We start from the raw sequence: 25519 nt of genomic DNA on the forward strand, positions 1-25519 counted from the left end.
TGATGCGTGGCTTGTAAAGATTCGTCACTCTGCGGGTGATTTCACACCGCCGCCCCGGTTCTGTGGGTGTTCAGGAGGTCGAACGCCAGGGCCTCGGCCACCTTGAGGCCGTCCACCCCGGCCGAGAGAATGCCGCCGGCATAGCCCGCCCCTTCGCCCGCCGGGTACAGGCCGCGCGTGTTCAGGCTCTGGAAGTCGTCGCCGCGGGTGATGCGCAGCGGCGCCGAGGTGCGGGTTTCCACGCCGGTGAGCACCGCATCGGCCATGTCATAGCCCTGGATCTTGCGGCCGAACACCGGCAGCGCTTCGCGCATGGCCTCGATGGCGTATGCGGGCAGGGCGGGTGCCAGATCGCCCAGTTTCACGCCCGGCTGGTACGACGGCACGACCTCGCCCAGTGCGCTGGACGGGCGCTGCGCCACAAAGTCACCCACCAGCTGGCCCGGGGCCTCGTAGGTGCAGCCACCGAGCTGGTAGGCGCGCGCTTCGAGTTCGCGTTGCAGCACGATGCCGGCCAGCGGGTGGGTTTTGCCGTCAGTGGCAAGCGCGGTGGCCTGCGCGGCGTAGCGTGGTCCGTCGATGTCGCCGAAGGCGGCGGACCACAGCGGTGCGTCATGGGGAAAGGCTTGCGGGAAATCAGCCGGTTCGATGCCCACCACCAGGCCGGCGTTGGCGTTGCGCTCGTTGCGCGAGTACTGGCTCATGCCATTGGTGACCACGCGCCCGGGCTCCGAGGTGGCCGCCACCACCATGCCGCCGGGGCACATGCAGAAGCTGTAGACCGCCCGGCCGTTTTTCGCGTGGTGCACCAGCTTGTAGTCGGCCGCGCCCAGCAGCGGGTGGCCACTGTGGCGACCCCAGCGCGCGCGGTCGATCACACCCTGCGGGTGCTCGATGCGAAAGCCCACCGAGAACGGCTTGGCTTCCATGAACACACCGGCGTCCCACAGGTGCGCAAACGTGTCGCGCGAACTGTGGCCGAGGGCGAACACCACGCGCTGCACCGGCATGTCGGCGGTGTCGCCGGTGGCCAGACACCGCACCCGCAGCGACGCAATGCGTTGCTCGCCGCCGTCCTGGGCGAGGGTGAGGCCGCGCACCTGGTGCTGAAAGCGGATCTCGCCGCCCAGCGCAATGATCTTTTCGCGCATGGCCTCGACCACGCGCACCAGCTTGAAGGTGCCGATGTGCGGGTGGGCGGTGTACAGAATTTCGCTCGGCGCACCTGCGTCCACAAACTCCTGCATGACCTTGCGGCCGAGGAAGCGCGGGTCCTTGATCTGGCTGTAGAGCTTGCCGTCGGAAAACAGGCCCGCGCCGCCTTCGCCGTACTGCACGTTGCTCTCGGGGTTGAGCACGTGTTTGCGCCACAGGCCCCAGGTGTCCTTGGTGCGTTCACGCACCGGTTTGCCGCGCTCCAGCACGATGGGCCTGAAGCCCATTTGCGCCAGGGCCAGCGCGGTGAACAGGCCGCAGGGCCCCAGGCCCACCACGACCGGGCGCTCGCTTTCATCAGCCGGCCAATCAGCAGGCGCATGGCCAGGTGGGTGCCAGGCCATGTCGGGCGTGGGCTGGATGTGGGGCTTGCCGGCGTGTTGCACCAGCAAAACGGCTTCCTGGGCGGGATCGGCCAGTGTCACGTCGACGATGTAGACCGCAAGCAGATCGGCCTTGCGCGCGTCGAAGCTGCGTTTGAAGACGTGCAGGTGCGCAATGTCGGAAGCGGGCACGGCAAGCGCCGCGGCTGCCAACCGGGTCAGGGCCTCCACCGGGTGCGGCGGCGGTTCGCGGTCGAGGTCGGTCTCGGTGGGGGCGTCGGCGGCGCGGCGGTGCTCGGTCGGCACCTCGGCCAGGGGCAGCTTGAGTTCGGAGAGTCGGATCATGGCGGCGGGGGGCTTGTGGCGATCAAGCAATCCAGGGCAAAGCCGCCATTGTCCGACAGCTTCAGGGCACGACCAGCGTGAGCTTGGGAAAGTAGCGCCGGTAACGCACGGCGTCGCGGGTGAGCAGCTGAAGCTGGTTCACCCAGGCGTGGGCGCCGATGTAGAAGTGCGGCATGGGCGAAGGCTCGGTGCCGCTGTGCTGGCGGTAGAGCTTGAAGGCCTGGCCGGCGAGAAAGGCTGCGTCCCAGGGCAGGGCCTGGCGTTGCAGCGGCAGGTGGGCCAGGGTGGCTTCCAGGTCGGCGGCGGTCTCGAAACGCGGGCTGACCTCGGCCAGGATGAGCGGGTTGATGAAGAGAGGGCCTTGTTGGGCGCAGCGTTCCAGCTGCGCAATCGACCAGTCGGCCCACAAGGAGTCGTCGGCCAGCACGTCGATCAGCACGCTGCTGTCGACCAGGGTGCCTGCGATCGGGGCAGGCTGGAGGTAGCGCGCATCCGGCTCGCGGGCGAGTGCGCTCGCGGTGTTCTTGTGGTGTGCCATCAGCCGCGCAGGTATTTCATGAATTCGTCGGTGCCCATGTGCTTGAAAGCACTGGCGTTGGCGCTGCCACGGGCCCGCTCGAAAGCGCGGCGCGCCGGCGAGACCGTGGCGACCGTGGCCCGCATGAGCACGTCGCCGTTGGGCAGCACCTCGAAGCTCACCTCGCCATGCGGGTAAAGCCGGGCCTGCTCGCGCACCGCCAGGGGGATGGTGACCTGTCCTTTGCTGGTGATTTTCACGATTCTTACCTCCTGAAAGTAAGAATCCTACCGGGGCCTGCGAGGCACCACGGCCGGGGGTATGCGGGCAGGCGGGATAATGCGGGTGTGAAGCGCGCCAGGCCGTCGCTGGCACTGCCTCGCAAGAGGACCCGAAAGGGGGTGCTGGAGGAACGTCCGGACTGCACAGGACAGCGTAGGAGGTAACACCTCTCCACCGACAAGCCGCAAGGCCCTAAGGTGAGGATCAGAGCAACAGAGACGAGCCGCTTCAGTGCGGGTGAAACGGGCAATCTCTACGCGCAGCAATACCAAATAGGCCAGCCTGACGAGACACGGTTCGCCGTGTTGAGGATCCTTGTGGTTCCGCGAGGAGAGTTGGCGGGTAGGTAGCACCGAGCCGGGTGGGCAACCCCCGGCCCAGATGAATGGCGGTCACATCCGGGGCAACCTGGATGCACAGAATCCGGCGTAACGGCGCGCTTCACACTTATGCCTGCGGCAGCCCGTTGTTCAATGCGGGCCGCTTCGCGACGGCGCGCAAACCGTCCAGATCGAGGATGTGGATGCGTCCGCGCTGGTAGTCCACCAACCCCAACTCCTTGAGTTCGACCGCCGCCAGCGTCACGCCCGCGCGGCGCACGCCCAGCATGTCGGCCAGGTGGGCGTGGGTGAGCAGCAGATCGTCGTGCCCGTTGCGGGCATGACTCAGCAGGATCCAGTTCGCCAGACGGGACTTGATGTCGTGCGTCTGGGAGGCTGCGGCGAGCGAGGCAACCTCCTGCGAAAAACCCCACAGGTAGACGGCGAAGGCGCGGAGCAGGTGCGCTCTGCGTGCAACCAGCCGCTGCATGGCTTCGCCGTCGGCGCGAAAGGCTTTGCCACCACGCTGCACCTGCAATGTGAGATTGCCGGCGCCCAGACCGAGCGCGTGCTGAAGCCCCACGGCCCCTTCCTGGCCAGTCAGCCCCACCGCCAGACCACTGCCATCGGAGTGGCGAACGACCAGCGCCACGCTGGCGGTGGTCAGAAAGTGCACATGTGCGTGGGGTGTGTGAGGCGCTGACAGGATGTCGCCCGTCTTCAGATCGACGGGCTTGCAGTGGCGCTCGATCCGCCGCTGATCGTCGGTGGCCAGTTGGGCCACGAGGCCATTGTTTGTCAGGGTCAATGGGGCTCCCGTTCTGGATTCAAGGTCAACGCTTCAACGGGAGTGCCATGGCCGAATGGCCGGTCCAAGTGTAAGCATGCGCGCAGGAAGTGTAAGTGGCGAGTGCGCTGGATGCTGCAAATTCCACCGAACGCCCAAGCCGCCGGACGCGCCGCGTGAACATCCATGGGGAAGCTCAACCCACCGCTTGCGTTTCTTGTGTTCGATAGCGAACACATTGAGGAGGCTTTGCCCCTACACTGTCAGCCGCCCGGTCATGTCGGCCCCGCACCCCATCACGCCTGCGGGCGGGAGCACACATTGCCAGCCGATTTCCGTTCCAACCACCTGCTGGCCGCCCTGACCCGAGGCGATCGCCCGTCCTGGACCGAGCAGCTGGAACAAGTCGAACTGTCTGCCCGCTTCGAGTTGCACCAACAAGGCATGGTGGCAACACACATCCACTTTCCGACCAGCGCCCTGGTGGCGATGAACCACCGTTCGGACGGGGGCGACACGCCCGCGGCGCTGGTGGGCAACGACGGCATGGTGGGGGTGGCGGCGTTCATGGGCACAGGCACCGAGACCCACCGTGCGGTGGTCCTGCACCCCGGACTGGCCTGGCGCCTGCCCACCAATGCGGTGCCCTTCGACGGACAAGCCGCTGCGTCCGTGGTCAAAGCCGTGGTGGGCTATTTGCTGTCGCTCACATCCCAGATCTCGCAGACGGCTCTCTGCCAGCAGCACCACAGCGTGGAACAGCGCCTTACACGCTGGCTGCTCACCGCCTTGGACCGCCTGCCCGGCCATGAGGTGGCGATCGACCATGGCACGCTGGCCGATGCGCTGAATGTGCCTGCCGATGCCCTGGCCGGCGCGGTGACGCAACTGGTGGGCGCCGGCGCACTGGTGTGCGAGCCGCAGCGGCTTGTTGTGCCGAGCCGCGCCGCGCTGGTGGCACGCTCTTGCGGTTGCCATGCCCCTGACCAGGGCGCCGTCAACAAGTCGCGGTTGCCGCCGGTTTGAGCGGTCCGCTGCTCAGAGCAGCCGGGGCATGTAGCCGGTGCGCAGGGCGTGGGCCCAATCGTGTCGCCCGTTCCGGGCCGCCAGGTGCGCGGCGGCTTCAGCGTCGTACGGGACCGAGATCAGGGCGGCGTGCCATTGACCATCGACCCGCTCTGCGATCGCATAGTGGGCATCGGGACTCCCGTTCTCCACCCGGTGGTAGCTGGAAAGCGGGTGGGCGCGGCTGACGTCGTAGGCCGGCATGCCGACCGCGCCCGGGTTGACGATCAGCAGGCTGGTGGTGAGGCGCACGACCCGCGGAATGTGGGAGTGACCACAGGCCAGGAGGCGCACGTGGGGCGGCACCCGGTCGCCCAGACGTTCCGCAATCTCGGGCGCCAGCGCGGTGCGGATCCCCTCACCTTCAGCCGTCTCCAGGAGGTATTCCACGGTGCTTCGTGGAGTGCCATGGCACAGGGCCACTTCGGTGCCCAGACGCTCTTTCCACAGTTCGCCGGTGTGCAGGCGCTCATCCAGCGAATCCTGCAAAGCCGCCAGCCACCACCGGGAGGGATCGTCGAGTTCTCCCGCGGCAAAGGCGTCCGAGGTGCTGCGCTCACCGGTGGCGACCTGCAGCACCTGAGGATCGTGGTTGCCCGCGATCTGCAGCCAGTCCTGGCGCATCAGGAAGTGAGCGGTTTGCAGAGGCATCAAGGGCCCGCTGACCATGTTGCCCAGGTTGACCACCTCATCCACACCACCGCGCCGCGCGATGTCGGCGACCACGGCCTGGAGGGCCGAGAAGTTGCCATGGACATCGGACATGACCGCGATCTTCATGAATGCTCCCTCAGAGATTGAAGCCCCCGAGGCTTTGCAGCCGCTCCACGTGGGCCAGCAGGGATCGTTTGGCCACCGGCCACAGCCGTTCGGGCACATCGTCGTAGGCCAGTCGGACCCAGTCGTCCAACGAGCCCTCGGGCGACGCCTGCATGGCGCGTGCGACCTTGGCTTCGCGCTGCAGACGGTGCGCCTTGAGGTGCGCAATGGCCCGCAAGGCACCACCTTCCAGGGGCGCGGAAACATTGTCTTCGCTGGCCCGCCAATCTCCTAACACGTAGCCGTGCGCGGGCAGGATGAACTCGACCTGGTGCTGCCGACAGCGGTCGGCGAGCTTGTCCAGCGAGTCGAGATAGGCGCCCATGCTTCCGTCAGGCGGGTCGATCACGGTGGTGCTGCCATTGAGGATGTGATCGCCTGTGAAAAGCAGGCCATCCTCGATCAAGACCAGGCACAAGTGGTTGGCGGCATGGCCGGGGGTGTGCACCACTTCCAGCGTGTGTGTGACGGTCCCGTCGCCCGATCGCCCCGTCAGCACGATGTGTTCGCTATCGGACAAAGATCGTTCGGGGGTGAAGCGGCTGTTTTCCCTTGAAGTGGGCGCGCTGGGGAGGCCGAGGATCGGCGGCTTTTCCAGTCCGGCCGTCACACACATGGCCTGCAGACGCGGCGCGCCGGGCGAGTGGTCGGGGTGCGAATGGGTGCAGACGATGGCCTGGATGCGGCCACCGGCGGCGCGCCACAGACGCTCGATGTGGGGCGCATCGTCCGGACCCGGGTCGATCACGATGTGGCCGGTGGCTGGATCGCCCACCACGTAGCTGTTGGTGCCCGGGCCGGTCATGAAGCCGGGGTTGGGTGCCGTCAGGCGTTGCACGTTTTTCAGCAGTGGCACCGGCCGTTCGTGCTGCCAGTCCAGGCTGTGCGCGATCTGGCCGTCGGGGCAGACCAGGGCCAGTTCGCCGAACGGCGGCTCGTGTTCCATGTGGCGCGATTCGGCACCGCGCATGAGGCCGGCGCGGGGGCAGCTTGTCCACAGGGGTTGATCATTCACTGCGCAAGCGTCCAGCACCTCCTGCACCGTTGCGTGGTCTCGCAGACGTTCCAGCGTGCGGATGGTCGGGAAGATGATGAAAAAGTCGCCCGCTGCATGGCGCGCCAGCGCGTCGGCCGGGCGGATCCACAACGGTTCGAACTGTTCGGCTTCATCGGCCACCGGGGACTGGTCTTCGGGCATGCGCGCCACCAGGAAAGGGACGTCGAAGCGGCGCGGCAGGTCGCGGTCGGTGATCCAGTGGGCCAGCACGAACACGCCTGCGCCGTCCAGGGTGAGGCCCCTGGCCCGGCACTGTGCGGCAAACGGCGCCTCGCGGTCCAGTTGGGCAATGTCGCTGTCGTCCACCGGCAAACCGTCGGCCCTGTGTGCCAGCAACACCCCAAGTTCCTCGTAACTCTCGCGGATCGCCGCAATGGCCTGCGTGAGATGCAGGTCGCTCTGCGTGGCACGGCGGGTGGCGATGCCGTGCGATTGCGCGTCGGCTGCGTCGATACCCCCGCCGGGGAACACGTAGGCGCCTGGCGCAAAGCTCGCCGTCATGGAGCGGCGTGTCATCAACACTTCGATACCGGGGCGTGCCGGGTCGGCGCTGTCGCGCAGCAGCAGCACGGTGGCGGCGGGACGCAGCGGCGCGGGTGCGCGCTGGGGATGCAGGAGTTGGGTGGGTCTGACCATCGCGGCATTTTGCGGGAAGCGCGCGCCCTTCTGGCCCCGTGCGCGAGTGAGCGCCGATAATTGCCCCATGCACATCCGATTCACCAAGATGCAGGGCGCGGGCAACGACTTCGTCGTGCTGGACGAGACCCGCGGTCGGCTCGGTCTCTCCGCAGCCCAGTACCGTTTTCTGGCCGACCGCCACTTCGGCGTGGGCGCCGACCAGATCCTGAGCGTGCGTTCCACGCTGGAGCCCGGCCTCGATTTTGAGTATGCGATCCACAACGCCGACGGTGGCGAGGTGGAGCACTGCGGCAATGGCGCGCGCTGCTTCGTGCGTTTCGTGCACGACAAGGACCTGAGCCAGCGCAACCCCCTGCGCGTGAAGGTCGCCAACGGTGAGCTGGAACTGCATGCCCACGCCGACGGGCGTGTGACGGTGGACATGGGGCCGCCCGTGTTTGCGCTGGACCGTGTGCCTTTCAAGGCCCAGGACCTGCAGCCCGAGCCCATGGGCAACTTCGAGCGCTGGCCGCTGGCCCTTCCGTACGCCGGTGACGTGCCGGTGGCCGTGCTGTCCATGGGCAATCCGCACGCGGTTCTGCTGGTCGACGATGTGAAGACCGCGCCGGTGCAGGCCTGGGGCCCGATGATCGAACGGCACGAACGGTTTCCGCAGCGCGTGAACGCCGGCTTCATGCAGGTGGTTGGTCGGTCCGAGGTCAAGCTGCGGGTGTTCGAGCGCGGCTCGGGCGAGACACTGGCCTGTGGCACCGGGGCCTGCGCCGCGGTGGTGGCCGGCATCCGGCTGGGCTTGCTGGATGCGCGCGTGGACGTGCACACCCATGGAGGCATGCTCACCATCGAATGGCAGGACAACCGTGGCCACGACAACGCTGTGCTCATGACCGGTCCGGCCACCACCGTGTTCGACGGCGAGATCACCCTTCCCGACATCGGCTGAACCCAGCCCCGACCCCACCGACCCATGAACACCAACAACATCCCGCCCATCACCGAAGACGACATCGCCAATTACCTGGCCAACACGCCCGATTTCTTCGAGCGCCACGCCAGCCTGCTGGCAGCCGTGCAGCTCACCAGTCCGCACGGTCACCGCGCGGTGAGCCTGCAGGAGCGCCAGGCCGAGATGCTGCGCGAAAAGATCAAGGGGCTGGAGCTCAAGGCGGCCGAGATGATCCGCAATGGCCACGAGAACACCACCATTGCCGACAAACTGCAGCTGTGGACCCGCGCGCTGCTGCTCACGCGCGAGCCTGCCGAGCTGCCGGTGGTGGCGGTGCGTGAAATCGCCAACCAGTTCATGGTGCCGCAGGTGGCCATCAAGGTATGGGGTGTGGCGCCCGAGTTTGAAGACCAGCTGTTTGCGCAGGGCGCCAGCGACGACGTGAAGGCCTTCGCCTCCTCGCTCTCACGGCCCTACTGCGGCGCCAACCCGGGACTGGAAGCCGCCGGCTGGCTGGACGATCCGTCGAGCGCGACCTCGCTCGCGCTCATTCCGCTGCGCGCCGGCATTGCACCGCAAGCCTTCGGCTTGCTGGTGCTTGCCTCGGCCGATCCACAGCGGTTTGCCAGCGACATGGGCACCGACTTCCTGGAACGCATCGGCGAGATCACCAGCGCGGCCTTGTCCCGCCTGCGCCCCGAATAACGTCCCATGAACCCGCCGGTGCACGCCGCCTCCGAAGCCCCCACAGGTGACGATGCCGCGCTGGTGCAGGCCTACCTTGGCCACGTGAGGGTGGAGAAGCGCCTGGCCGATCGCACGGTGGTGCTCTACACGCTGGATCTTGAGCGCCTCACGGCCCACGCGGCCGAGGCCCGGGTCGGTCTGAAGGACGTTCAAAACACGCACATCCGCCGCTGGATCGCGCAGATGCACAGCGCCGGGCGCAGCGCGCGGGGCATCGCGCTCATCCTCTCGGGCTGGCGCGGGTTTTATGTGTGGCTCGGGCGGCAAGGCCTGATGGGGCACAACCCGGTGCAGGACGTGCGCGCGCCCAAGGCCGGCAAACCGCTGCCCAAGGCGCTGGGTGTGGACGAGTCTGTGCAACTCGCCTCTCACGTGGAGGAAGCCGACCACCCGGCGCTGGAAGCACGCGACGCCTGCATCACCGAGCTGCTCTACGGCTGCGGCCTGCGCATCGGTGAGCTGGTCGGGTTGGACGTGACGGCCAGCGGCACCGCACGCGGCTGGATCGACGCGCAGGACGGCGAGGCACACGTGCTGGGCAAGGGCTCCAAGCGGCGCAGCGTGCCGGTGGGCCAGGCCGCGCTGGCGGCGCTGGCGCGCTGGTTGGAGCAGCGCGCCCCCTGGGCGGGCGATGACGCTGCCCTGTTCATTGGCTCGCGCGGCCAGCGCCTCACGCCGCAACACATCCGCGTGCGCCTCAAGCGCCGCTCGCGCCTGGCCGGGTTGGCCACGCCGGTGCACCCGCACATGCTGCGTCACTCGTTCGCCAGCCACGTGCTGCAGTCCAGCGGCGACCTGCGCGCGGTGCAGGAGCTGCTGGGCCACGCCAGCATCAGCACCACGCAGGTTTACACCCGGCTGGACTTCCAGCACCTGGCCAAGGTGTACGACGCGGCGCATCCCCGGGCCCACGCCAAGGACAAACCGCCGAAAGGCTGAGCAAGGGCTGAGGCGGCTGCGGGTGGGCCCGACAATACCCGCATGAAACTCATCCGCCTCAAGCCCGGCAAAGACCGATCCCTCCTGCGCCGCCACCCCTGGGTGTTCGACGGCGCCATCGCCAAAGGCGGCGGCGATGCGGGCGAAACCGTGCGCGTGGAAAGCGCCGAAGGGCAGTTCCTCGCCTGGGGCGCGTTTTCGCCCGCGTCGAGCATCCGCGTGCGCGCCTGGAGCTTTGACGAAGCCCAGCGCATCGACGCCGACTTCCTGCGCGCCACGCTGGCGCGCGCCATTGCATTGCGCACAAGGCTGGGCATCGAGAGCGACGGCATGCGGCTGGTGCATGGCGAGTCCGACGGTGTGCCCGGCCTCATCGTGGACCGCTACGGTGACACGCTGGTGGCCCAGTTCACCGCCTGCGGTGTGGAGCGGCACAAGGCGCTGATCGCCGACGCGCTGATCGAGCTCACCGGGTGCGCGCGTCTGTACGAGCGCTCCGACACCAGCAGCCGCAAGCTCGAAGGCCTGCCCGAAGTCACGGGCTGGCTGCGCGGCAGCGGCCCCACCGCGCTGGTGCTGCGCGAACACAGCTGGCAGCTCGGCCTGGACATCGCCCAGGGCCACAAGACCGGGTTCTACCTGGACCAGCGCGACAGCCGGCTGGTCTGCAGCCAGTACGCGCTGCGCTTGCAGTTCAAGCAGATGCTCAACTGCTACAGCTACACCGGCGGCTTCACCGTGGCCGCGCTGGCCGGTGGAGCAGGGCACGTCACCTCCATCGATTCGTCGGCTCCCGCCTTGCAGCAGGCGGCGGCCAACGTGGCGCTCAACGGCTTTGACGCCGCGCGCGCCAGCTTCATGGACGCCGACGTGAACGCCTCGCTGCGCCAGTTCGTGGCCGAGGGCCGCCAGTTCGATGCCATCGTGCTCGACCCGCCCAAACTCGCACCCACCGTGGCGCACGCCGAGCGCGCGGCCCGTGCCTACAAGGACATCAACCGCCTGGCTTTCAAGCTGCTCACCCCGGGCGGCGTGCTGTTCACGTTCTCCTGCTCGGGCGGCATCGGGGTGGAGCTGTTCCACAAGATCGTGGCCTCGGCCGGCCTTGATGCCGGGGTGGATGGCGCGATCCTCCAGCGCCTGGGCGGTGCCAGCGATCACCCCATGACCGTGAATTTCCCCGAGGGTGAGTACCTCAAGGGACTGGTGGTCATGAAAAAACAATAGGGCGCGCAGGCCTTGGGGTGCTCGCATACACTTGCGCGCTTCTTTCGACCGCCCACCTTCGACACCGTCGCACCGCCATGTCACTCATCCCCGCCACCATCCTCACCGGTTTCCTGGGCTCGGGAAAAACCACACTGCTCAAACGCGTGCTCACCGAGGCGCACGGCCAGAAGATCGCGGTGATCGAGAACGAATTCGGTGAAGAGAACATCGACAACGAGATCCTGGTGGCCGACACCACCGAGAACATCATCCAGATGAGCAACGGCTGCATCTGCTGCAGCATCCGCGACGACCTACGCGCCACGCTGCGCGATCTGGCCGAAAAGAAGCGCAAGGGTGAACTCGATTTCGACCGCGTGGTGATCGAAACCACCGGCCTGGCCGATCCCGGCCCGGTCGCACAGACGTTTTTCATGGACGACGAGGTGGCCGAGCAGTACCTGCTGGACTCCATCCTCACGCTGGTGGACGCCAAACACGCCGCGCAGCAGCTCAACGACCGTCAGGAAGCGCGCCGCCAGGTGGGCTTTGCCGACCAGATCTTCATCAGCAAGGCCGACCTGGTGAGCGCCGAGGACCTGGACGCGCTGACCCACCGCCTCAAGCACATGAACCCGCGCGCGCCCATGCGGGCCACGCATTTCGGTGAGGTGTCGCTCAAGGAGGTGTTCGACCTTCGCGGCTTCAACCTGAACGCCAAGCTCGACATCGACCCGGACTTCCTCAAGGTCGACGATCACGACCATGCCGACCACGATCACGAACATGGTGAGCACTGCGACCACCCGTCGCACAAGCAGGAGCATGGTCACGACCACGGGCATGACCATGGCCATCAAGGGCAGGGCCACCACCATCACCACGACGATGACGTGAAAAGCTTCGTTTACCGCGCCACCCGGGCGTTCAACCCGGCCAAGCTGGAAGACTTCCTGGGTGCCATCGTGCAGGTGTATGGCCCGCGCATGCTGCGCTACAAGGGCGTGCTCGACATGGACGGCACCGACCGCAAGGTGATCTTCCAGGGCGTTCACCAGCTCATGGGCAGCGATCTGGGCCCACCGTGGGCCGAAGGCGAGCAGCGCATGAGCAAGATGGTGTTCATCGGCATCGACCTGCCGCGCGACATCCTGGTGCAGGGCCTGGACCAGAGTCTGGTCTGAGCACCGAGCCGCCGTGCTGTTTGTCTCGCTTCTCCAACGTCTGGGTTTCCCCTCACGACCGGATTCCGGGAGCGTCGCCGCCACCTCGTTACAATCGCGCCCCATGCCGGTGGCCCGGCGGTCTTCCAGTGCAGGTGCTCGCCAACGGCCGAGTCCCGGTTCAGGGAGGGGTATAACCTTCCAACCGTCGGCCATGCCGACACAGGTTGATGCGGCCCAACCCCGCACACCGGACCCGGATCAAGCACCGTCAGGCACTGAGAGGAGACCCGTTGTGAAAGCCCCGGCTACCAAGTCAGCGAAACCAGCCAAGTCCGCAGCCGCGAGCGCCAAAGGGCGATCGTCGGCGGCCAAGGCGGCTGTGCCTGCAGCGCGCAAGCCCGCGGCCAAGAGCGCCGCCAAGGTTGCGGTGAAGCCGGTCTCCAAGTCGGTTGCCAAGCCCGCGGCGAAAGCCCCGGCCAAGGTGGCCGTGAAGCCTGTTGCCAAAGCGGCCACCAAGGTGGCGCCCAAAGCCTCCAAGCCCGTGGCCAAAGCCGCCGCCAAAGGCCCTGTCAAATCGAAAGCAAGCGCACCGACCCAGAAAACCGCTTCGCCTGTTGCGAAAGCCTCCCCCAAGGCAGTGGCCAAAACCACTGCTGCGAGCAAGCCCGTTGCCGTTGCCAAGAAGGCCGCTGCACCGGTCAAGCCCACGCCTTCCCGCCCACCCGCGGTCAAGCCCACTCCGGCGAGTTCCGCCAAATCCAAGGTACAGCCCGCCGCCAAGGCGGCTGTTCCCACCGTGACCACTTCTGCTCCCCGGGCGGCCGCCGCCGCCCCCGTCTCCAAAGTTGCCAGCGCAAAGAAGGCACCGGCTCCAGCCCCCGTGGTTGTTGAGCCCACGCCACGCCCATTGGGCAAACGCGCGGCCAAAAAAGTCATGATGGAGCAGATGACCCAGGCTGCGGTGGTCCCCACCCACGCGCCCGATGCTGCCAAGGCGACTTTTTCCCACACGAACGAACGTGCCGTCATGACCCCTCCCGTCCCTTCCTCGATCCAGAAAGACCCCAAGCGGGCCAACAACTGGAAGACCCTGCCCGCCGATCAATTGACCGATCAGGACGTGCAGGCCATGCCCGACAGCGAATACATGAGCGATCTGCAGCTGGCCTATTTCCGCCGCAAGCTGTCACAGCTGAAGGCCGACATGCTGGCCAACGCGGGCGAGACCACCGAGCACTTGCGCGAAGACACGGTTGTGGTGCCCGATCCAGCCGATCGCGCCACCATCGAAGAAGAGCATGCCCTGGAGCTGCGCACCCGTGACCGCGAGCGCAAGCTGCTCAAGAAGATCGAACAGGCCATTGTCCGTATCGATTCGGGCGACTACGGTTACTGCGAAGAGACCGGTGAGCCCATCGGTGTGGGCCGGCTGATGGCCCGCCCGACCGCCAGTCTGTCGCTTGAAGCCCAGCAGCGGCGCGAACTCAAGCAGAAGATGTTCGGGGACTGATCCTTCCACTTCGATTCCGACTCCGACCCCTTTCCGGCACCCAACCACCCATGTCCAAGGACGATTCCAACGGCGGCTTTCTCTCGAAGGTGGTGAAGTTCGTGCGTCATCCGACCACGAGCTGGGCCGACCTGGACACGCGCCAGGCCGACCGCGAGAGCGAGTACAGCAAGGCGGCGCTGAAGGAGATGATCGAGCGCAAGCGGCGCAACGACTTCGTGCGCAAGCGTGAATTCGACATGCTGCGCAAGATCCGCAGCCGCGAGGGTACGAGCCCCGAGGGTCCAGGCATGCGGCCTTCGTTCTTCCAGAGCAGCCTGCCCTCCAAGCCCGACGACCGTGCCGAGACGCTGAAGAAGATCGACGAGATCGAAGCCCAGATGTCGATGCAGTGGTGGAAGACCAAGGGCCCCGATTCGCTGGTGAGCACCGGTTCCAGCCTCAACCCTGCGGCGGTCAACAATTCGGGTGGCTCGCCGCTCAAGGCCAAGGAAGAGGTTCCGGCTGCCACGCCAGACCTCCAGGCGCGCAAACGCCAGGCGCAGTACGACGAGACCGAACCCGCTCCGCTGCCTGTGGCCACCGGGAAGGCGCAGTTCGGCGCCGCTGACACCCGCAACCCCACCCCGGTCGAGCAAACGCACCCCAGCGCAGCCGCCAAGACCCCTCAGGGTCCAAGCCGCACCGGCCTGATGGCGCCCACCCAGCCCAGCGAGCTCGGCAGCTCCCATTCCGTCGGCGGTGCGTTTTCCGCGTCGCATTTCTATTCGCTCGACGTGCAGGAGATCGTTCAGGATCCCGACGTCGAAGAAGCCGCCATCCGTTTCGCCAATGGCGATGACGCGGGCGCCGAACAAGGGTTGATGGAAGTGCTGGGCGAGGGCGGTGCGAAAGTCGACGAAATCGACGACTGGCTGGCTTTGTTCGACCTCTACCGTGCCACCGGCCAGCTGGCGCCCTTCGAGAGTCGCGCGGTCGATTTTGTCAACCGCTTCAGCCGTTCCGCTCCCCAGTGGTACGACATGCCGGAGACGGTGTCGTCGATGACCGGGAAGACCTTCACGCCCACCGCCAGCAACAACCGCGCGGTCTGGGTGAGCGAAGCCGAGCTGGACGCCCACGCGGTCGGCACATTGCAGAACGTCTTGCTGCGAGCCAAACAGCCCTGGGTGCTCGACTGGACGCCCATGGAATCCATGGACCTCAAGGCCGCGCGCGCCTTGCTGGGCATCTTCACGCTCTGGGGCGACCAGGACGTGGAGCTGCGGTTCCTGGGCTCGGCCGTGTTCCGTGACCTCCTGAAGCACTACACCCCCTCGGGCCGCCGCGATGTGGAGCAGCTCTGGTGGGAACTGCGCATGGCGGTGCTTCGCGTGATGAACCGGCCCGACGAGTTCGAGCTGACCGCGCTGGACTTTTGTGTGACCTACGAGGTGTCTCCGCCGGGCTGGGAAAAGCCGCGATGCCACGTCACGTCCATCACCGCAGACCGCTCGGACGATGCGGGCCAGTCCGTGTTGAGCGAAGCCGTGCTGGAGGCTGTGCCTTCGGCCTACCCGAGCGAATCTCCGAGCGAGCAGCCTTCTGAATTCAACCATCTCGGCCTGGTGGAGCTCTCGGGCGAGATCCGGGGCGACCCACAGGCCACGCTGGACATGCTGGAGCGCCGGCTCATGGGCGCCGACGTGCTGATCATTTCGTGCCGCAACCTGATCCGGGTGGACTTCTCTGCCGCGGGCACCTTGCTCAACTGGGTGTCGCAGCACCACGCCGAGCGGCGTCTGGTGCAGTTTGTGGACGCGCACCGCCTGGTGTCGGCCTTCTTCCACGTCATCGGCATCACCGAGTACGCCAAGGTTGTGGTCCGCAACGACTGATCCGCATCGCGCGGTTCACACACGTTGTTTCAAACAACGTCGCCGGGGACAGTTGCAGGCCCCCGGATCAACCCCAACTGAAAGCCATGGAATCATTTCACGGAACCACGATCGTCTGCGTGCGTCGACAGACGCCTGAAGGCATTCAGGTCGCCATCGGTGGCGACGGCCAGGTCACCCTGGGCCACATCATCGTCAAGGGCACAGCCCGCAAGGTACGCAAGCTGCACCACGACAAGGTGCTGGCCGGATTTGCCGGCGCCACGGCCGACGCCTTCACATTGTTCGAGCGCTTTGAAGCCAAGCTGGAAAAACACCAGGGGCACCTGGTGCGCGCCGCCATCGAGCTCACGCGCGACTGGCGCACCGACCGCGTGCTGCGCCGCCTGGAGGCCATGCTCGCCGTGGCCGATCAGAGTGCCTCACTGATCATCACCGGCAACGGTGATGTGCTGGAGCCCGAACACGGCATTGTGGCCATCGGATCGGGTGGGGCCTACGCGCAGGCCGCGGCGAAAGCACTGCTGGACCATACCGAGCTCAGCGCCGAGGACATCGTTCGTCGCTCCCTTGGTATTGCGGGCGAGCTTTGCATCTACACCAACATGAATCACACGGTGGAGGTGCTCTGACATGTCATCCATGACGCCGCAAGAGATCGTTTCCGAACTCGACCGTTTCATCATCGGACAGAAGGGCGCCAAACGCGCCGTGGCCATTGCGTTGCGCAACCGCTGGCGGCGCCAGCAGGTCGACGACAAGCTGCGGCCCGAGATCACGCCCAAGAACATCCTCATGATCGGCCCCACCGGGGTGGGAAAGACCGAGATCGCGCGCCGCCTGGCACGGTTGGCGGACGCGCCCTTCATCAAGGTCGAGGCCACCAAGTTCACCGAAGTGGGTTACGTGGGCAAGGATGTGGACAGCATCATCCGCGACCTGGCCGAGATCGCGATCAAACAAACGCGCGAAGTGGAGATGCGCAAACAACGCGTGCGCGCCGAAGATGCGGCCGAAGACCGCATCCTGGACATCCTCATTCCACCGGCCCGCAGCGCGGAACCAACGACCAACGTGGTGCCGCTGCCCGAGAGCACCGCGCGGCAGAACTTCCGCAAGAAGCTGCGCGAAGGCGACCTGAACGAGCGCGAGATCGAGATCGACCTGCTGGAAGCGCGCCCTGCCATGGAGATCATGGGCCCGGCCGGCATGGAAGAGATGGCCGAGCAACTGCGCGGCATGTTCAGCCAGATTGGCGCCGGCAAGCGGCAGACCCGCAAGCTCAAGATCGGTGAAGCCATGAAACTGCTGATCGACGAAGAGGCGGGCAAACTGGTCAATGAAGACGACATCAAGACCCGCGCCCTGCACAACGCAGAGCAGAACGGCATCGTCTTCATCGACGAGATCGACAAGGTGACCTCGCGCAGCGATTCCGGCAGCGCCGAGGTCTCGCGCCAGGGCGTGCAGCGCGACCTGTTGCCGCTGGTGGAAGGCACGACCGTGACCACCAAGTACGGTGTGATCAAGACCGACCACATCCTCTTCATCGCCAGCGGCGCCTTCCACCTGGCCAAGCCGAGCGATCTCATCCCCGAGCTGCAGGGTCGCTTTCCGATCCGGGTGGAGTTGCAGTCGCTCTCGGTCGATGACTTCGAGGCCATCCTCACCCAGACCCACGCCTCGCTGGTGCGCCAATACCAGGCACTGCTGGCCACCGAAGGTGTGACGCTCGAGTTTTCGCCCGAAGGTATTCGCCAGCTCGCGCAGATCGCCTGTGACGTGAACGAGCGCACCGAAAACATCGGCGCGCGCCGCCTGGCCACGGTGATGGAGCATCTGCTCGACGAGGTGAGCTTTGACGCCACCAAGTTGCAGGGCCAGACCATCACCATCGATGCGGACTATGTGAACGGGCGCCTGGCCGCGCTCAGCCGCAACGAAGACCTCTCGCGCTACATCCTTTGAGCGCGTGTCGGACCCCCGCCGGGTTCGACAACCCCAAGGCCACCAACGCAAGCCGTTGGTCGGCCGCTCTCGCAGCCGGCACCCGGCTGGACGACCCCGGACCCCGCAGGGTTTTGAAGCATCACTTGCAGAGGTGGTTGTAAGTGCTTGCTTTTAATGCATTTTTGATCCAAAAAACGGCTTCAAAATGTATCCTAAGTGGTTGATTTCATTGGAAAAAATTTGTCGCCGCTGAGTTGCATGCCTTGGTTTTCCTGATAAAGTGGAAAAAAGTGCATTTAAGTGGTGAAAAGTGTTTTCCAAGGATTGATCGCGGTGTTTCAGGGTGCTTCTTCTCTCAGTCTCGACGCCAAGGGTCGGCTCTCGGTGCCAACCCGGCACCGCGACGCCCTGAGCGCGGCTGCGAGCCAGCTCACCATCACCAAACACCCCCACGGCTGCCTGATGATTTTCCCCCGCAGCGCGTGGGAGCAGTTCCGCGATCGCATCGCCTCGCTGCCCATGCAGGCGCAGTGGTGGAAGCGCATTTTTCTGGGCAATGCCATGGACGTGGAGATGGACGGCACCGGCCGCGTGCTGGTTTCGCCCGAGTTGCGCGCTGGCGCCGGCATCACCAAAGACGTGGTGCTGCTCGGCATGGGCGCCTATTTCGAACTGTGGGACGCGCAGGTGTACGCTGCCCAGGAAGCCGAAGCGATGAAGGCCGACATGCCCGATGTCTTCAAGGACTTCTCTTTCTAAGGGCGATGGTGCAAGGCACATGGATTCATCAAACCGTCCTGTTGAACGAAGCCGTGCAAGCACTGGCGATCAACCCGGACGGTCATTACGTCGACGCCACGTTCGGGCGCGGCGGTCATTCGCGCCTCATCCTCGAGCAGCTGTCCCGTCAAGGGCGGCTGACCGTCTTCGACAAAGATCCGCAGGCGGTGGAAGCCGCTCAGGCGTTGGCCGCCAACGATGCACGCATCGCCATCCGCCACGAGGGCTTTGCCCACCTGGGCGAACTGGGGGCGGCCAGTGTGGACGGGGTTCTCATGGACCTCGGCGTGAGTTCGCCGCAGATCGACGACCCCGAGAGGGGTTTTTCTTTTCGCAACGATGGCCCCCTGGACATGCGCATGGACACCACGCGCGGCCAGAGCGTTGCTCAGTGGCTGGAAACGGCCGAAGTTTCAACCCTGTCGGAGGTCATCCGTGACTATGGCGAAGAACGGTTTGCTCAACCGATTGCAAAGGCGATTGATCGTCGCCGACAGGAACGGGGCCCTTTTCGAACCACCCGTGAGTTGGCCGAAGTCGTGGCTGGCGCGGTCAAAACCCGCGAGCCGGGCAAGGACCCTGCAACGCGCACATTTCAGGCTTTTCGGATTTTCATCAACGCCGAGCTTGAAGAGCTGCAACAAGCGCTAGAAGCCAGCCTGCACGTCTTGCGCCCCACAGGACACCTGGTGGTGATCAGCTTCCACTCGCTCGAAGACCGCATGGTCAAGCAGTTCATGGCCCGCCATTCGCGCGCCGTGGTGGACCGCCGCGTGCCGTTTGCCGAGCCTGCACCCATGGCGTTGCGGGGCTTGAAGCGCGTGATGCCATCGGACGACGAGGTCAAGGGCAATCCGCGTTCGCGCAGCGCGGTGATGCGCGTGGCTGAGAGAACCGAGGCTGCGCCGTGATCAGACTCAATCTTGTGTTGCTGCTCGCCGTGATCGCCAGCGCCTTCTACCTGGTGCACACGCAGTACGAGTCGCGTCGTCTCTATGCCGCGCTCGACCGCTCGCAGGCGCAGACACGCAAGCTCGATGCCGAACACGAGCAGCTGCAGGTGCAAAAACGCGCGCAGGCCACACCCGCGCGTGTGCAGCAGCTGGCCACGCGCCAGTTGCAGATGCGCCCGGTCACGCCGGGTGTGACGCAGTACGTGACGGTGTTCGAGCCTTCGGTGCCTGCGGAGGCCGCCGCCAAATGAGCCGCAGCATCAACTACAGCGCCAGTCCGCTGCTGGCCAGCAAGACGCCGGTGTGGCGCAGCAAGTTCATTGTTGCGGCGCTGGCGGTGGCGTTTGCGGGACTCGCCGGGCGGGCCGCTTACGTGCAGGTGTTCGGCAACGACTTCTTCCAGCGCCAGGGCGAGGTGCGTTTTGCCCGCACGCTGGAGCTGCCCGCCAACCGCGGCCGCGTGCTCGACCGCAACGGCCTCATCCTGGCCTCCAGCGTGGTGGCACAAAGCATCTGGGCGATTCCCGAAGACGTGGACCGCGCCGATCCCAAGCTGCGCCAGCTGGCCAAACTGCTGGAGATGCCACTGGCCGACCTGCGCAAGCGCCTCGCGGTGGAGGACAAGACCTTTGTGTGGATCAAGCGCCAGGTCGACGAGCCCGTGGCCAAGGAAATCGCCGCGCTGGGCATCAAGGGCTTTCACCAGCGCCGCGAGTACAAGCGCCAGTACCCCGAGGGTGAAGCGGCCGCGCATGTGGTCGGTTTCACCAACGTGGAAGACCGTGGGCAGGAGGGCGTGGAACTGGCCTTCAACCAGCAGCTCTCGGGCAAGAACGGATCGCGCCGCGTCATCAAGGACCGGCTGGGCCGCGTGGTGGAAGACGTGCGCGATGTGGTGCCGCCGGTGGACGGTCCCGATCTGCAGCTCTCCATCGACAGCAAGGTGCAGTACTTCGCCTACCAGAAGCTCAAGGAAGCGGTGCAGACCCACAAGGCGCGCGCCGGCAGCGTGGTGGTGCTCGACACCCAGACCGGCGAAGTGCTGGCCCTGGCCAACTACCCGAGCTACAACCCCAACCGCCGTGTGAACCTCAGCGGCGAGCAGCTGCGCAACCGTGTGCTCACCGACAGTTTCGAGCCCGGCTCGACCATGAAACCCTTCATCACCGCGCTGGCGCTGGACAAGGGCATGGTCACGCCCAACACGCCGATCAACACCGCGCCGGGCCGCATCACCATCGGCGGCTCCACCATCAGCGACTCGCACCCGAACGAGGTGCTCACGGTCGCGCAGGTGATCCAGAAGTCGAGCAACGTGGGCACGGTCAAGCTCGCCATGCAGATGAGCCCGCGCGAGATGTGGGAAACCTACGCACAGGCTGGTTTCGGCCAAAAACCGCAGGTGCCGTTTCCCGGCGCCGTGACCGGTCGCCTGCGCCCCTACAAGACCTGGCGCCCGATCGAACAGGCCACCATGAGCTACGGCTACGGCCTTTCGGCTTCGCTGTTCCAGCTCGCACAGGCCTACACCGTGTTTGCACGGGACGGCGAGCTGATCCCGGTGACGCTGCAGAAATCGGACGAGCCGGTCAGCGGCGTGCGCGTGTTCAGCGAGAAGAACGCGGTCGCGGTGCGCACCATGCTGCAAATGGCCGCAGGTCCTGGCGGCACCGGTTCGCGCGCACAGACCATGGGCTACTCGGTCGGCGGCAAGTCGGGCACCGCGCGCAAGCAGGAAGGCAAGGGCTACGCCGACAAGAAGTACCGCAGCTTTTTCGTGGGCCTGGCGCCGGTGGAGTCGCCGCGCATCGTGGTCGCCGTGATGGTGGATGAGCCTGGCAACGGCGCCTACTACGGCGGCCTGGTGGCCGCGCCCGTGTTCAGCGAAACCGTGCAGCAGACCCTGCGCATCCTCGGCGTGCAGCCCGACATGAGCGTGAAGCCGCAGATCGTCACCGACGTGGTCGAGGAGTCGTTCTGATGCAGACGATGGACCAGGCCCGGGACGTGGCCGCGTGGTTGCGCACCACCGTGACCGGTGCGCTGCACTGCGACAGCCGCCGCCTTCAGCCGGGCGATGGTTTTGTGGCCTGGCCGGGTGCCGCCACCGACGGTCGTCGCTATGTGAACGCCGCGCTGGCCGCGGGCGCCGTGGCCGCGCTGGTCGAACTGGATGGTGTGGAGGCCTTCGGTCTGGAAGACGCCCGCGTGCTCGCCGTGCCCGGCCTCAAGGCCCAGGCCGGCGCCATCGCCAATGAGTTTCATGGCCGACCGAGCGCTGCGCTCGATGTGCTCGCCATCACCGGCACCAACGGCAAAACGTCGTGTGCCTGGTGGACCGCACAACTGCTCTCGGTGTGCGCGCGTTCCTGTGCCGTGGTCGGCACCCTGGGCATGGGCCAACCGGGCTCGGCACTGGTGCCCACGGGGCTCACCACGCCCGACCCGGTGATGTTGCAGCAGCAACTGCGCGCATTTGTGGACGAAGGTCTGAAGGCCTGCGCCATCGAAGCCTCGTCCATCGGGCTGGTTGAAGGCCGTCTGAACGCCACGCAGGTGCGCGTGGCGGTGTTCACCAATTTCACGCAGGACCACCTCGATTTCCACGGCAGCATGGACGCCTACTGGGACGCCAAGGCCGCGTTGTTCGACTGGCCGGGTCTGGCCGCTGCGGTGATCAACATCGACGATGCGCGCGGCGCTCGACTGGCAGATCCGTTGGCCGGTCGCGCGCTGGACCTGTGGACCGTGGGCATCGAATCGCCCGCGCGCCTGAACGCCGTGAACGTCAGTTTCACCCACGCTGGCATGGCCTTCGACGTGGTCGAGCGGGATGCACAAGGCGCCGAGCTGGACCGCCACAGCCTGCAGGTGCCGCTGGTGGGCCGCTACAACGTGTCCAACCTGCTGTGTGTGCTCGCCTCGGCGCGCGCGCTGGGCGTGTCGCTGCAGCAGGCCGTCAAGGCCTGCGGCGCACTCACCCCGGTGCCCGGTCGCATGGAGCAGGCCGAAGCCGCGGCCGCCGATCAACCTCTGGTGCTGGTGGACTACGCCCACACGCCCGACGCGCTCGACAAGGCGTTGCAGGCTCTGCAGCCGCTGGTGTCCCAACGTGGTGGCGCCCTCTGGGTGGTGGTGGGCTGCGGCGGCGACCGCGATGCCGGCAAACGCCCGCTCATGGCGGCCGTGGCCGAGCGCGAAGCTGCGCACGTGGTGCTCACCAGCGACAACCCGCGCAGCGAGGACCCGATCCACATCCTGGGCCAGATGATCGTGGGCCTTTCACAGCCCGGCGCGGCGCTGGTCGAGCCCGACCGCGCTGCCGCGATTGCCATGGCGGTGGCGCGCGCGCAAGCCGCCGACGTGGTGCTCATCGCCGGCAAGGGCCATGAGGACTACCAGGACATCCATGGTGTGAAGACGCCGTTCTCCGATCGGGTTCACGCGCGGCTGGCGCTGGCGGCCCGCGCAGCGCAGGGAGCCCCCGCATGAAGACGATCGGCCAGCTGCTCCCTCAGCTCAGCGGCGCCCGCGTGGTCGGTCATGCCGACGTGGCGATCAACCGCGTGCACACCGACACGCGCAGCCTGCAACCCGGCGACCTGTTCGTGGCCTTGAAGGGCGAACGTTTTGACGCGCACGACTTCCTGCCGCAAGCGGCCGCGCAGGGCGCAGTGGCCGCCATCGCCCACAGTGGCCTGGCCGAAGCGGGCCTGCCCGGTGTGGAAGTGCCCGACACGCGCCGCGCGCTGGGCGAACTCGCGCTCCTGTGGCGCCAGCAGTTCCATCTGCCGCTGATCGCCGTGACCGGCAGCAACGGCAAGACCACGGTCACGCAGATGATCGCGTCCATCCTGCGCGCTGCGGCGGGCGATGCGGCCCACGCCACGCAGGGCAACTTCAACAACGACATCGGTGTGCCGCTCACGCTGCTGCGTCTTGCCTCGGCACACAAGCTCTCGGTGGTTGAACTCGGCATGAACCACCCGGGTGAAATCGCCGAACTCGCCGCACTCACCCGGCCCACGGTGGCCCTCGTGAACAACGCGCAGCGCGAGCACCAGGAGTTCATGGCCACGGTGGAGGCGGTGGCGCTGGAAAACGGCCAGGTCATCCAGGCGCTGGCGGACGACGGTGTGGCCGTGTTCCCGTCGGACGACACGTACACACCGCTGTGGCGCGGTCTGGCCGCTGGCCGCCGCGTCATGACCTTCAGCGACACCGACCCGGCCGCCGATGTGGCGGCCGTCAAGGCCGACTGGCAGGACGGCGCCTGGACGCTGTGCGTTACCTCACCCGCCGGCAAAGGCACGGTGCATCTGAAGATCGCCGGCCGGCACAACGTGCGCAACGCGCTCGCGGCCACGGCTTGTGCGCTCGCCGCGGGTGTGAAGCTGGACGCCGTGGTGCGCGGGCTTGATGCATTTGCTCCGGTGGGTGGCCGTTCGCGTGCGCTGGCGCTGCGCCTGGATGGCCGCACGATCACGCTGATCGACGACACCTACAACGCCAACCCGGACTCGGTGCGCGCTGCCATCGACGTGCTGGCCGAGCTGCCGGGTCCGCGCCTGCTGGTGCTGGGCGACATGGGCGAGGTGGGCGAACAAGGCCTGGCCTTCCACGAAGAGGTGCTGCGCCACGCACGTGATCGTGGCATTGAAGCCGTGCACGTGGCCGGCGACTGGATGCGCCAGGCCGCGCCGATCTGGCCCGCCGTGACGCACTGGAACGAAGTGCCTGCCATGGCCGGTGCCGTGTGCGCGGCGGTGAGCGACGACCGCCCGGTGTTCCACAGCGTGCTGGTCAAGGGCTCGCGCTTCATGCGCACCGAGCGTGTGGTGAACGCCTTGCTGGCGCTGGACCCCGCACACGACAACAACAAGAAGGACAACGCCCATGCTGCCTAGCCTGGCCCTCTGGCTGCAAGGCCTGTCGCCCGATTTCGGTTTCCTGCGGGTGTTCCAGTACCTGACGTTTCGCGCCGTCATGGCCGCGCTCACCGCGCTGCTCATGGGCCTGGCCGCCGGTCCGTATTTCATCCGCCGCCTGGCCGCGCTGAAGATTGGACAACCCATTCGCGAATACGCGATGCAGACCCACATCAGCAAGGGCGGCACACCCACCATGGGTGGTGTGCTGATCCTGTTCTCCATCGCGGTTTCCACCATCCTCTGGTTCGACCTGACCAACCGCTTCGTGTGGATCGTGCTGCTGGTCACCTTGGGCTTTGGCGCCATCGGCTGGGTGGACGACTGGCGCAAGGTGGTGAACAAGGACCCCGAGGGCATGCGCTCGCGCGAGAAGTACCTGTGGCAATCGCTCATCGGTCTGGTGGCCGCGTTCTACCTGGTGTTCAGCGTGTCCGAGACCAGCAACCTGCGGGTGCTGCAGCTGTTCTTTGCCTGGGTGTCGTCGGGCTTCACGCTGGACCTGCCGCCCCAGGCCGGCCTGCTCGTGCCCTTCTTCAAGGAGATCAGCTACCCGCTGGGCGTGTTCGGCTTTGTGGTCATGACGTATCTGGTCATCGTCGGATCGAGCAATGCGGTCAACCTCACCGACGGACTCGACGGCCTGGCCATCATGCCGGTGGTGATGGTGGGTTCGGCCCTGGGCGTGTTCGCCTATGTCACCGGCAACGTGGTGTTCGCGAAATACCTGCTGCTGCCGCACATCCCGGGCGCGGGTGAGCTGCTGATCTTCTGCGCGGCCATGGCCGGCGCCGGCCTGGCCTTTCTGTGGTTCAACACCCACCCGGCCCAGGTGTTCATGGGCGACGTGGGCGCGCTCGCGCTCGGGGGCGCGCTGGGCACCATCGCCGTCATCGTGCGCCAGGAGATCGTGCTGGCCATCATGGGCGGCATCTTCGTGGTCGAGGCGCTGTCGGTGATGCTGCAGGTGACCTGGTTCAAGTACACCAAGCGCCGCTTCGGCACGGGCCGCCGCCTGTTCCAGATGGCGCCGCTGCACCACCACTTCGAGAAAAAGGGCTGGAAGGAGACGCAGGTCGTCGTGCGCTTCTGGATCATCACCATGCTGTTGTGCCTCGTGGGCCTGTCCACGCTGAAGCTGCGCTGAC

At 66.4% G+C, this 25519-nt stretch carries 23 protein-coding genes and 1 other RNA gene; 18 read left to right on the forward strand and 6 right to left on the reverse strand.

Going from position 1 to position 25519, the window contains the following annotated elements; all coding sequences use genetic code 11:
- Positions 1-41 precede the first annotated feature (41 nt).
- The 3 genes from BSY239_RS01905 to BSY239_RS22680 all read right to left on the reverse strand — a co-directional run bounded on the left by BSY239_RS01905 (position 42) and on the right by BSY239_RS22680 (position 2660).
- Positions 42-1883: an NAD(P)/FAD-dependent oxidoreductase gene (locus BSY239_RS01905; RefSeq protein WP_069045346.1), complete on the reverse strand. Its 1842-nt coding sequence runs from the start codon at positions 1881-1883 to the stop codon at positions 42-44.
- Positions 1884-1944: 61 nt separating this feature from the next.
- Positions 1945-2421: a type II toxin-antitoxin system VapC family toxin gene (locus BSY239_RS01910; RefSeq protein ID WP_216637494.1), complete on the reverse strand. Its 477-nt coding sequence runs from the start codon at positions 2419-2421 to the stop codon at positions 1945-1947.
- Positions 2421-2660, reverse strand: a complete 240-nt coding sequence (locus tag BSY239_RS22680; protein WP_069045347.1) for a hypothetical protein — start codon at positions 2658-2660, stop codon at positions 2421-2423. The genes BSY239_RS01910 and BSY239_RS22680 overlap by 1 nt, the downstream gene beginning before the upstream one ends.
- Before the next feature lie 89 nt (positions 2661-2749).
- Between BSY239_RS22680 and rnpB the strand changes: the two genes are divergently transcribed.
- An RNA gene (rnpB, locus tag BSY239_RS01920) (RNase P RNA component class A) lies at positions 2750-3129 on the forward strand.
- On the opposite strand, the gene BSY239_RS01925 is transcribed toward rnpB, so the two are convergent.
- Positions 3130-3810, reverse strand: coding sequence for a Crp/Fnr family transcriptional regulator (locus BSY239_RS01925; RefSeq protein ID WP_069045348.1), 681 nt, complete (start codon positions 3808-3810; stop codon positions 3130-3132).
- A gap of 300 nt (positions 3811-4110) precedes the next feature.
- Here BSY239_RS01925 and BSY239_RS01930 point away from each other — a divergent pair, with 300 nt between their 5' ends.
- The gene (locus tag BSY239_RS01930) at positions 4111-4815 is read left to right on the forward strand and encodes a Crp/Fnr family transcriptional regulator (RefSeq protein ID WP_069045349.1); all 705 of its coding nucleotides are present in this window, start codon (positions 4111-4113) and stop codon (positions 4813-4815) included.
- A gap of 12 nt (positions 4816-4827) precedes the next feature.
- Here the strand turns inward: BSY239_RS01930 and BSY239_RS01935 are convergent, their stop codons facing one another.
- Complete coding sequence (locus tag BSY239_RS01935) at positions 4828-5634, reverse strand: metallophosphoesterase family protein (protein WP_069045350.1); 807 nt, start codon at positions 5632-5634, stop codon at positions 4828-4830.
- 10 nt (positions 5635-5644) lie between these two features.
- Positions 5645-7366, reverse strand: coding sequence for an MBL fold metallo-hydrolase (locus tag BSY239_RS01940; protein WP_069045351.1), 1722 nt, complete (start codon positions 7364-7366; stop codon positions 5645-5647).
- Positions 7367-7433: 67 nt separating this feature from the next.
- On the opposite strand from BSY239_RS01940, the gene dapF reads away from it, so the two are divergent.
- The 16 genes from dapF (at position 7434) to mraY (ending at position 25518) form a co-directional block, all read left to right on the forward strand.
- On the forward strand, positions 7434-8309 hold the full coding sequence (dapF, locus tag BSY239_RS01945) for a diaminopimelate epimerase (protein ID WP_069045352.1): 876 nt from the start codon (positions 7434-7436) through the stop codon (positions 8307-8309).
- Between the two features lie 24 nt (positions 8310-8333).
- A complete protein-coding gene (locus BSY239_RS01950) occupies positions 8334-9017 on the forward strand; it encodes a DUF484 family protein (RefSeq protein ID WP_069045353.1) in 684 nt (227 codons plus the stop codon).
- Between the two features lie 6 nt (positions 9018-9023).
- Positions 9024-9998 carry a tyrosine recombinase XerC gene (locus tag BSY239_RS01955; protein ID WP_069045354.1) on the forward strand — a complete coding sequence of 325 codons (975 nt, stop codon included), beginning with the start codon at positions 9024-9026 and terminating at the stop codon, positions 9996-9998.
- Positions 9999-10040: 42 nt separating this feature from the next.
- Complete coding sequence (locus BSY239_RS01960) at positions 10041-11225, forward strand: class I SAM-dependent rRNA methyltransferase (protein WP_069045355.1); 1185 nt, start codon at positions 10041-10043, stop codon at positions 11223-11225.
- Between the two features lie 77 nt (positions 11226-11302).
- Positions 11303-12391, forward strand: coding sequence for a CobW family GTP-binding protein (locus BSY239_RS01965; protein ID WP_069045356.1), 1089 nt, complete (start codon positions 11303-11305; stop codon positions 12389-12391).
- 103 nt (positions 12392-12494) lie between these two features.
- Positions 12495-13883, forward strand: coding sequence for an RNA polymerase-binding protein DksA (dksA, locus tag BSY239_RS23025; RefSeq protein ID WP_083239761.1), 1389 nt, complete (start codon positions 12495-12497; stop codon positions 13881-13883).
- A 50-nt stretch (positions 13884-13933) separates the two neighbouring features.
- Positions 13934-15760: an STAS domain-containing protein gene (locus tag BSY239_RS01980; RefSeq protein ID WP_069045359.1), complete on the forward strand. Its 1827-nt coding sequence runs from the start codon at positions 13934-13936 to the stop codon at positions 15758-15760.
- Between the two features lie 86 nt (positions 15761-15846).
- Positions 15847-16392 carry an ATP-dependent protease subunit HslV gene (gene hslV, locus BSY239_RS01985; protein WP_069045360.1) on the forward strand — a complete coding sequence of 182 codons (546 nt, stop codon included), beginning with the start codon at positions 15847-15849 and terminating at the stop codon, positions 16390-16392.
- Between the two features lies 1 nt (position 16393).
- Positions 16394-17728, forward strand: coding sequence for an ATP-dependent protease ATPase subunit HslU (hslU, locus tag BSY239_RS01990; protein ID WP_069045361.1), 1335 nt, complete (start codon positions 16394-16396; stop codon positions 17726-17728).
- 315 nt (positions 17729-18043) lie between these two features.
- Entirely contained in the window at positions 18044-18469 is a 426-nt protein-coding gene (mraZ, locus tag BSY239_RS01995) for a division/cell wall cluster transcriptional repressor MraZ (protein WP_069048715.1), read from the forward strand.
- A 5-nt stretch (positions 18470-18474) separates the two neighbouring features.
- Positions 18475-19401 (forward strand): 16S rRNA (cytosine(1402)-N(4))-methyltransferase RsmH, encoded by a 927-nt coding sequence (gene rsmH, locus BSY239_RS02000; protein WP_069045362.1) that lies wholly within the window; start codon positions 18475-18477, stop codon positions 19399-19401.
- Positions 19398-19694 carry a cell division protein FtsL gene (gene ftsL, locus BSY239_RS02005; protein WP_069045363.1) on the forward strand — a complete coding sequence of 99 codons (297 nt, stop codon included), beginning with the start codon at positions 19398-19400 and terminating at the stop codon, positions 19692-19694. The genes rsmH and ftsL overlap by 4 nt, the downstream gene beginning before the upstream one ends.
- The gene (locus BSY239_RS02010; RefSeq protein WP_069045364.1) at positions 19691-21424 is read left to right on the forward strand and encodes a peptidoglycan D,D-transpeptidase FtsI family protein; all 1734 of its coding nucleotides are present in this window, start codon (positions 19691-19693) and stop codon (positions 21422-21424) included. Before ftsL ends, BSY239_RS02010 begins: the two co-directional genes overlap by 4 nt.
- Complete coding sequence (locus BSY239_RS02015) at positions 21424-22935, forward strand: UDP-N-acetylmuramoyl-L-alanyl-D-glutamate--2,6-diaminopimelate ligase (protein WP_069045365.1); 1512 nt, start codon at positions 21424-21426, stop codon at positions 22933-22935. Before BSY239_RS02010 ends, BSY239_RS02015 begins: the two co-directional genes overlap by 1 nt.
- Positions 22932-24350, forward strand: a complete 1419-nt coding sequence (locus tag BSY239_RS02020; RefSeq protein ID WP_069045366.1) for a UDP-N-acetylmuramoyl-tripeptide--D-alanyl-D-alanine ligase — start codon at positions 22932-22934, stop codon at positions 24348-24350. The genes BSY239_RS02015 and BSY239_RS02020 overlap by 4 nt, the downstream gene beginning before the upstream one ends.
- Complete coding sequence (gene mraY, locus BSY239_RS02025; protein ID WP_069045367.1) at positions 24340-25518, forward strand: phospho-N-acetylmuramoyl-pentapeptide-transferase; 1179 nt, start codon at positions 24340-24342, stop codon at positions 25516-25518. Before BSY239_RS02020 ends, mraY begins: the two co-directional genes overlap by 11 nt.
- Position 25519: the final 1 nt, after the last annotated feature.

It is taken from the genome of Hydrogenophaga sp. RAC07 (assembly GCF_001713375.1).
GTDB lineage: Bacteria > Pseudomonadota > Gammaproteobacteria > Burkholderiales > Burkholderiaceae_C > Hydrogenophaga.